This window comes from Vibrio sp. (assembly GCF_984391705.1).
The window spans coordinates 1-8,724 of sequence record NZ_CFHWOM010000089.1 but is presented as its reverse complement, the minus strand read 5'-3'; the positions used below and the strand labels follow the sequence as shown (position 1 = coordinate 8,724).

The 8,724-nt window shown below is 44.8% G+C and carries 8 protein-coding genes; all 8 read left to right on the top strand.

What is annotated here, in order from left to right:
- Positions 1 to 1,778, top strand: a 1,778-nt coding sequence (fliD, locus tag AC4MRV_RS20830; RefSeq protein WP_491189213.1) for a flagellar filament capping protein FliD, incomplete at its 5' end; no start/stop codon positions are given.
- Positions 1,765 to 2,088 (top strand): flagellar protein FliT, encoded by a 324-nt coding sequence (locus AC4MRV_RS20825; protein ID WP_491189212.1) that lies wholly within the window; start codon positions 1,765 to 1,767, stop codon positions 2,086 to 2,088. The genes fliD and AC4MRV_RS20825, both read left to right, overlap by 14 nt.
- A 12-nt stretch (positions 2,089 to 2,100) precedes the next feature.
- Positions 2,101 to 2,511, top strand: coding sequence for a flagellar export chaperone FliS (gene fliS / locus AC4MRV_RS20820; RefSeq protein ID WP_491189211.1), 411 nt, complete (start codon positions 2,101 to 2,103; stop codon positions 2,509 to 2,511).
- Between the two features lie 257 nt (positions 2,512 to 2,768).
- Positions 2,769 to 4,235 carry a sigma-54 dependent transcriptional regulator gene (locus AC4MRV_RS20815; protein ID WP_491189210.1) on the top strand — a complete coding sequence of 489 codons (1,467 nt, stop codon included), beginning with the start codon at positions 2,769 to 2,771 and terminating at the stop codon, positions 4,233 to 4,235.
- Between the two features lie 117 nt (positions 4,236 to 4,352).
- The gene (locus AC4MRV_RS20810; protein ID WP_491189209.1) at positions 4,353 to 5,411 is read left to right on the top strand and encodes a sensor histidine kinase; all 1,059 of its coding nucleotides are present in this window, start codon (positions 4,353 to 4,355) and stop codon (positions 5,409 to 5,411) included.
- A 2-nt stretch (positions 5,412 to 5,413) separates the two neighbouring features.
- Positions 5,414 to 6,820, top strand: a complete 1,407-nt coding sequence (locus AC4MRV_RS20805) for a sigma-54-dependent transcriptional regulator (protein WP_491189208.1) — start codon at positions 5,414 to 5,416, stop codon at positions 6,818 to 6,820.
- Positions 6,821 to 6,917: 97 nt separating this feature from the next.
- Complete coding sequence (gene fliE / locus AC4MRV_RS20800) at positions 6,918 to 7,229, top strand: flagellar hook-basal body complex protein FliE (RefSeq protein WP_491189207.1); 312 nt, start codon at positions 6,918 to 6,920, stop codon at positions 7,227 to 7,229.
- 15 nt (positions 7,230 to 7,244) lie between these two features.
- A partial coding sequence (gene fliF, locus AC4MRV_RS20795; protein ID WP_491189206.1) for a flagellar basal-body MS-ring/collar protein FliF occupies positions 7,245 to 8,724 on the top strand: 1,480 nt, incomplete at its 3' end.

Genomic DNA, 8,724 nt, shown 5'->3' with positions numbered 1-8,724 from the left:
TCGTATCAGCGACAGCAACCACTGATGCCATCGCTGGTCGCTATGCTATCGATGTGTTGCAGCTTGCTCAGAGTCATAAAATTGCTTCGGATGTTCTCCCTGAAGATGCAAAGTTTGGTTCTGGTAAGCTGCAGGTTTCACTTGGTGACAAGAAATTCACCGTTGAAGTTGCAGAAAACTCAAAACTGGTTGATGTGGTACGTAGCATCAACAACAGCAAATCTAATCCAGGCGTTCGCGCATCAATAATTAATGATACCGAAGGCCCGCGTCTTATTGTCGCTTCAACCAAATCCGGTGAAGCGAACGACCTTTCTATTATCGCAGACGCTAAACTAGGCGATAACCTCAAACTACTCGAGTACAAAACACTCGAGCAGCGCGTAAAAGATTTAGAGAAAGCGCGCGCGGCAGCTCAAGAACTGTTAAGCCCGCTTTCAACTAAAGAGCAAGAATTTGCAGACAAGATCGCTCAAAGAAACATTGAAGCGGCAAAAATTGTCGACCAAGAGATTGCCGATAGTTCAAAACAAGCGGCAATCAAAGCCGATCCTAAAGCCGCCAAAGACGCGAGCGCAGACAATGAACTTTCAAATCAAGCTGCCGCGGCCGCTGCAAAAGCGGGCGTTGATGCAAATAAATACCTAAAACCGCAGGATCGTATCCCAGGATGGACAGAGACAGCATCAGGGACACTGCTTGATTCCTATTGGGAGCCAGAACCAGAGTTAGACAACAAAGCGATTGAGAAGTCGAGCGATGTTCCCGGCTGGTCGAACACGGCTTCAGGAACTCTAACTGACTCTTATGTTACGCCAAAAGAAGCGCAGACTAAGCTCGAAGAAGAGAAAGCTCAGATCGAGCAAAAGTTGATCAACGAAAAGGTCGAGATAGAGCGAAAAGTCGCCAGTGGTGAACTGACTCCTGAACAAGCGAAACAGCTTGAACGAGCAAAGCTGACTCAAGAAGAACGTGAGTACTTAGAGCGAGTTGACAAAGCTCAAGCGGATTTAAAAGCAGCGCAAGCATCATTTGATACCTACAACGGTATGACTGAAGTACAAAGCGCTCAAGATGCTAAAGTGATGCTTGATGGCGTGGCCCAACTGTCGAGTAACAACAATATCATTGAAGATGCAATCGAAGGGGTGGATTTAACCCTTAAAGGTCGCACCGAGGTTGGTAAGCCTGTTTCAGAGATTGATATTGAATATGACCGACAAGGGGTGCGTGATGATATTGAACGTTTTGTTGCTGCCTACAACCAGTTCTACCAGTTATCGAAAGAGCTGGCAGGGGTTGACCCTCGAACGGGTATGGCTGGCCCATTGTCTGGCGACAGTGTCGTACGAAATGCCGATGCGCGTTTAAAATCTGTCTTTTCATCAGATGTCGAGCCTGCACCAGAAGACCTTAAGACATTGACGGAGTTTGGTGTGACGACCACTCGGCAAGGCAGTCTAGAGATCAATTACGAGATGCTTGATCGCCAGTTGAACAATAACTTTAACAAGTTAGAGGACTTCTTTGGTGGTAACCAAGGCTTCGCTAAAAAAGTAGAAGACGCGATTCAAGGGCTGACCGGCGTAACAGGCTCAATTCGTACTCGTGAAAAGAGCATGTTAGAGCAAACCTATAAGTTGCAAGATGATCAAGCGGCATTGGATCGCCGTATGGAAAGTTTAGAGAAACGTACACACGCCAAATTTACGGCGATGCAAGACGCAACCAGTAAAATGCAGTCCCAACTGGCGGGGATGATGAATGCACTTGGCTGAGGAATTTGAGCAACAACTGCTACTTTTGTGTGATTTAAATCACAAATTATCATCGCTAATTACGCAAGATTCATTTGAAACTGAAGATATCCTGTTAATGGTCGATACAAGGGAACAGATATTGCAGAACTTGTTAAGCTTGATAGAACAAGACGCTGAGCTTGCGACGTTAACTCAATGGCAGACAGCTATACAAGAAACACAAGCTATCGTCGAGCTGATGCAGCTAAAAACAGCCGAGATAGGAAAGTCGTTACAAAAGTTTCGACACGGACAACGTTCTGTCCAGCAGTACAAAAAATTTTTATAGAGAGGGTTGTTTATGCGTGGTTCACTACAGGCTTACAAAAAGGTATCAGTTGATAGTCAACTGAGTGCGGCCTCCCCGCATAAAATTGTTCAAATGCTGATGGCTGGTGCGATCGAGCGTTTAATTCAGGGTAAAGCGGCGATGGAGCAAGGCAACATTCCCGTGAAAGGTGAGCGTCTTGGTAAAGCGTTAGATATCATTATCAGCCTACGTAGTTGTCTGTCTATGGATGACGGCGGTGACATCGCTCAAAACTTAGATCAGCTTTACGAATTTATGATTACTCAGATCACAGAAGCGAATCATCTGAATAATCCTACACAGATCGATGATGTAATTGAGATTATTCGTGAAATTAAGTCAGCTTGGGACCAAATTCCAAATGAATTTCATAATTTAACTGCGTCAGATGTCGGAATTTAGAGTCAAATAATCACCAATTAGTTGCTTATCTAACCAAAATTGAGCCAATTGGTTTTGGCTTAACATCACACCAACTAATTGCTTGGTTGCCTTATTTTTTTTATCAAATAGAATAGAAGCCACTAACTAGCCTAGTGGCTTATTTTGTTGCTGAAATTTATTGATTGTGTATCGTTAGTTCTGATCTATAGTTAGAAGTGACGTTAGAAACATAAACCAGCCACAACGTTTCAAAATAAAGGCAATTATTCTCACCTATGCAAGGTTTAGCGAAACTACTTGTGATTGAGGACGACGCTCAGGCGCGAACCAATCTCAGTAATATTTTAGAATTTGTTGGAGAGCAGTGCGAAGCGATCAGCTCTGATCAGGTCGAAGATATCGACTGGTCAGCAGTTTGGGCTGGCTGTATTGTCGGTTCTGTTACTGACCATACGCTTCCTGCTAACCTAAGCGAGAAGCTATCCCGCGCTAACCATATCCCTTTACTTATTGCAGGCAAACATTCATATCCAGTAGAAGAGCTGACGCATTACGTTGGCGAATTGGATTATCCTCTTAATTACCCGCAGTTAAGTGAAGCATTACGTCACTGTAAAGACTTTCTTGGCCGTAAAGGCATGAATGTTGTTTCTTCAGCCCGTAAGAACACCTTGTTCCGCAGTTTAGTCGGTCAAAGCCTTGGAATTAAAGAGGTTCGCCATTTAATCGAGCAAGTGTCTGGAACAGAAGCGAATGTTCTGATTCTTGGCGAATCAGGGACGGGCAAAGAGGTTGTGGCTCGTAACATTCACTATCATTCAGCTCGCCGCAGTGGGCCATTTGTTCCGATTAATTGTGGTGCAATTCCACCAGATCTTTTGGAAAGCGAATTATTTGGCCATGAGAAAGGGGCCTTTACAGGTGCAATCACCTCGCGTAAAGGTCGTTTTGAGCTAGCAGAAGGTGGTACCCTTTTCTTAGATGAAATTGGTGACATGCCAATGCCGATGCAGGTGAAGCTGCTGCGTGTTTTACAGGAGCGTTGTTTTGAGCGCGTAGGTGGTAACACGACAATTAAAGTGGATGTGCGAGTTATCGCGGCAACTCATCGCAATTTAGAGTCGATGATCGATGACGAATCCTTCCGTGAAGATCTTTACTACCGCTTAAACGTTTTTCCTATCGAAATGCCAGCTCTGCGTGATCGTAAAGATGACATTCCACTTCTTTTGCAAGAGCTGATGACTCGAATGGAAGCCGAAGGTGCGCAACCTATATGCTTTACACCACGAGCGATTAACTCGCTAATGGAGCATGACTGGCCAGGTAACGTACGTGAGTTGGCTAATTTGGTTGAACGCATGATCATTCTGTATCCAAACAGCTTGGTTGACGTTAATCACTTACCGACTAAGTATCGATACAGTGATATCCCTGAGTTCCAACCAGGATACAACACAGGGCAATCTGTCGAAGAGCAAGAGCGCGACGCGTTCTATGATATTTTTTCTGAAGATTTTAGCTTGGAATCGAGTGATATCTTCCAAGACAGTGAGTCTGCACCACAGAATTTACCGCCGGAAGGGGTTAACTTGAAAGAAATGTTAGCTGATTTAGAAGTTAATATGATTAATCAAGCCCTAGAAGCACAAGGTGGTGTTGTGGCACGAGCAGCGGATATGCTAGGTATGCGTCGAACGACTTTAGTTGAGAAAATGCGTAAGTATAACCTTCAGCGTTAGGCAATAATCAGACTGTCAATTTATCGACCTTTTGTTAAGTGATTGATAAATATATAAAATAGCCTGGCATACTTTTTGTATGTTAGGCTATTGTAGTTTTTAAGGCAGAAATACGTCATGCAGCCCAGTTCAGTTACTGATAACCAAACTTCTCTAGGTACTTTAGAAGAACAAGTCGAACGCTATCAGCAAGTATTAGATGTTATGCCAGCTGGCGTGATATTGCTTGATACTCAAGGCACTGTCTGTGAAGCCAACCCAGAAGCACAGCGTCTACTCGAATTGCCACTGGTTGGTGAGAAGTGGTTTGAAGTAATTCAACAGGCTTTTGCTCCTCGTGAAGATGATGGTCACGAAATATCATTGCGTAATGGTCGCAAGGTACGTCTGGCCATATCGGCTTCGGCTACAGGTCAACTTATTTTAATTACCGATTTGACTGAAACACGCCTATTGCAGTCACGTATTAGTGATCTACAACGCTTATCTTCTCTTGGCCGCATGGTTGCATCCTTGGCCCACCAGGTGAGAACACCGTTATCAAGTGCAATGCTGTACGCCTCGAATCTAGGTGCACCTAATTTACCACCTGCGACAAAAGATCGTTTTCAAACCAAGCTAATGGATCGTCTGCACGATCTAGAAAAACAAGTTAACGACATGCTGTTATTTGCGAAAGGTGGGGACAACAAAGTCGTAAAACCATTTAGTATTTCCGATTTGGTTACAGAGTACTCGCCAATGGTAGAAACGGCCTTGAAGAACAACAGCATTGACTATTTTATTGAAGTTGAAAACGAGAATACTCAACTACTTGGTAACGCCAATGCGATTGCCTCTGCGTTGAGCAACCTTGTGATGAATGCTATTCAAATTGCGGGAAAAGAATCGCAAATTGATGTGTTTTTCCGCCCGGTAAACAATGAATTAAAAATTTCGGTACAAGACAGTGGACCTGGTGTGCCGAAAGAGCTACAAAGCAAAATAATGGAACCTTTCTTTACTACACGCTCACAGGGAACTGGCCTTGGTTTAGCGGTAGTACAAATGGTTTGTCGTGCACACGACGGAAGGTTAGAGCTGATCTCAGAAGAAGGTGATGGTGCGTGCTTTACCATGTGCATCCCATTGGAGCGTCAAGCTACTTCTGAACAACAAATTGAGACTGGAGAGTAATAATGGCTCAAAGTAAGGTACTGATTGTTGAAGACGATGAAGGTCTACGTGAGGCCCTAGTCGACACGCTCGCTTTAGCTGGTTACGAATGGTTAGAAGCGGATAGCGCCGAAGACGCTTTGGTGAAGCTCAAATCGAATAGTGTTGATATCGTTGTCTCTGATGTGCAAATGGCCGGGATGGGCGGTCTCGCACTGCTGCGAAACATAAAGCAACATTGGCCAAATCTTCCGGTTTTGTTGATGACGGCGTATGCCAATATCGAAGATGCTGTGTCGGCAATGAAAGACGGGGCCATTGACTATATGGCTAAACCATTTGCTCCGGAAGTGTTGCTCAATATGGTAAGTCGTTATGCGCCCGTGAAATCAGATGATAACGGCGACGCAGTGGTGGCGGATGAGAAAAGCATTAAATTGCTAGCGTTAGCAGACAAAGTTGCTAAAACCGATGCAAGTGTGATGGTGTTGGGGCCTAGTGGTTCTGGTAAAGAAGTGATGTCGCGCTACATTCATAACGCTTCGAATCGTAAAGACGGCCCATTTGTCGCAATTAACTGTGCGGCGATTCCAGATAATATGCTCGAAGCGACCTTATTCGGATATGAGAAAGGTGCGTTTACTGGAGCGGTACAAGCCTGTCCTGGTAAATTCGAACAAGCGCAAGGCGGGACCATTTTGCTGGATGAGATCAGTGAGATGGATTTAAACCTCCAAGCTAAGCTACTACGTGTACTTCAAGAGCGTGAAGTAGAACGCTTGGGAAGCCGTAAAAGTATTAAGCTTGATGTGCGTGTGCTAGCAACCAGTAACCGCGATTTGAAACAGTATGTTCAAGAGGGTAACTTCCGCGAAGACTTGTATTACCGCCTTAATGTTTTCCCAATTGCTTGGCCTGCATTGTGTGAGCGCCAAGGAGATATTGAACCTTTAGCTCTGCACCTAATCGAGCGAAACTGTAAAAAACTTGGTATGCCAGTGCCTTCGCTCTCGAATGATGCAGTGAACAAGCTAATCAGTTATTCATGGCCAGGCAACGTACGCGAGTTGGATAACGTTGTACAACGAGCTCTTATTCTAAGTGAAAACAATCATATTGGCGCTGAACATATTTTACTTGAGGGCTTGGATTGGCAAGACGCATCAGGGCTTCAGCAGGTAGTGGAAAATCAAGATGTTCGAGTACCTGTCATCCAGCCTGTCGCCGAAGTCGATTCGACCAAAGTTGCTTCCTCAGTTGGTGGATTAGGTGGTGAACTAAGAGACCAAGAGTTCGCGATTATTCTTGAAACCTTAGTTGAGTGTAATGGTCGTCGAAAAGAGATGGCTGAGAAGTTAGGAATTAGTCCGCGTACTTTGCGCTATAAGTTAGCAAAAATGCGTGATGCGGGTATTGATATTCCAAACTAACATGCTATTTTCGACGCTCATATGGATATGGCATACACTTTGCAGCGTCATAATTACAACAAAAGTTTTAGTCAAAGAGTTGACGACCGAGGTATCGATGAAAATTGATGGTTTCCAAAGCGAAATGCAAGCAATGATGTTTGAAGCTGGTAACACTAAACCCGCTGCGACTGGGCATACGGTTGGCGCTGATTTTGGTGAGCTACTGAATAATGCGATCAACAACGTTAACGGCTTGTCTAAAACTTCCAGTAACCTTCAAATGCGCTTTGACCGCGGTGACGAAAATGTGTCGTTATCGGATGTCATGATCGCTCGTAACAAGTCTAGTGTTGCATTTGAAGCGACAATTCAAGTACGTAACAAGCTTGTTGAGGCGTACAAAGAATTGATGAACATGCCAGTGTAAGAATAGGTGTCATCTGTGTCAGAGCAAAATCAATCAACAGACCTTACCGTCGCTGACGGTGGTGCGGACAGCACTATGCTGGCGACATCTGATCTTGATTCAGGTGTGCAAAATCCAGATCTGGATGAAAAAAGCAGTTCCAAATTTGATATGGCAGTGGGTGATCTTGATCTACTGCGTCAAGTTGTCTTAGTCCTCTCTATTTCAATCTGTGTGGCGTTGATCGTCATGCTGTTCTTCTGGGTTAAAGAGCCTGAAATGCGCCCGCTTGGTGCATACGAAACGGAAGAACTTATTCCTGTACTTGATTATCTTGATCAGCAAAAGCTGGATTACAAGCTGGATGGCAATACGATTCTTGTTCCCGCGAGTGAGTACAATACACTCAAATTAGACATGGTTCGAGCTGGCCTAAATCAAGAGAAAAACGCGGGTGATGACATTCTGCTGCAGGATATGGGCTTTGGGGTTTCTCAACGTCTAGAGCTTGAGCGCCTTAAATTGAGTCGTGAACGCCAGCTGTCTAAAGCCATTGAAGAGATGAAGCAGGTACGTAAAGCGCGTGTCCTATTAGCACTTCCAAAGCAAAGCGTATTTGTTCGTCACAATCAGGAGGCGTCTGCCTCAGTATTCTTGACCTTAAAAACGGGTGCCAACCTTAAGCAAGAAGAAGTCGACTCTGTGGTTGATATGGTCTCAAGTGCTGTGCCAGGCATGAAGCCAAATCGTATCACTGTGACAGATCAACATGGCCGCCTTTTAAGCTCAGGTTCACAAGACCCAGCGTCTGCCGCTCGTCGTAAAGAGCATGAACTTGAGCGAAAGCAAGAACAAGCATTACGCGACAAAATTGACTCTGTACTTATTCCTATCTTGGGCTTTGGCAACTACACAGCACAAGTAGATATTCAATTAGATTTCAGTGCTGTAGAACAAACCCGCAAGAGTTTTGACCCGAACACACCTTCTACACGCAGCGAGTACACGCTAGAAGACTATAATAACGGTAGTGTCGTTGCTGGTGTGCCAGGAGCTTTGAGCAATCAGCCTCCAGCAGATGCGTCTATCCCACAAGACGTGGCGCAGATGAAAGACGGCACAGGTTTAGGTCAAGGTTCAGTACATAAAGAAGCGACTCGAAACTTCGAACTAGATACAACGATCAGCCATGAGCGTCGTCAGACCGGTGTGGTTAATCGTCAAACGGTTGCGGTAGCAATTAAGAATCGCGCAATCGTGAACCCAGATACGGGAGAGACAACTTATCAGCCACTGTCAGATGCGGATTTGTCGTCGATTCGTCAGGTGCTGATTGGTGCGGTTGGTTACAGTGAAGCGCGTGGTGACTTACTGAATGTTTTAAGCATGCAGTTTGCGGAGCCTGAAGTTGAAGTCATGGCTGATGTGCCGATTTGGGAACATCCTAACTTTAACGATTGGGTGCGTTGGTTCGCCAGTGCTCTTGTTATCATCGTGGTTGTGTTGGTATTAGTCC

Excerpts from the sequence above, each read along its gene's own strand:
- AC4MRV_RS20825 (WP_491189212.1), top strand. The coding sequence starts at position 1,765 with ATGCACTTGGCTGAGGAATTTGAGCAACAACTGCTACTTTTGTGTGAT.
- fliS (WP_491189211.1), top strand. The coding sequence starts at position 2,101 with ATGCGTGGTTCACTACAGGCTTACAAAAAGGTATCAGTTGATAGTCAA.
- AC4MRV_RS20815 (WP_491189210.1), top strand. The coding sequence starts at position 2,769 with ATGCAAGGTTTAGCGAAACTACTTGTGATTGAGGACGACGCTCAGGCG.
- AC4MRV_RS20810 (WP_491189209.1), top strand. The coding sequence starts at position 4,353 with ATGCAGCCCAGTTCAGTTACTGATAACCAAACTTCTCTAGGTACTTTA.
- AC4MRV_RS20805 (WP_491189208.1), top strand. The coding sequence starts at position 5,414 with ATGGCTCAAAGTAAGGTACTGATTGTTGAAGACGATGAAGGTCTACGT.
- fliE (WP_491189207.1), top strand. The coding sequence starts at position 6,918 with ATGAAAATTGATGGTTTCCAAAGCGAAATGCAAGCAATGATGTTTGAA.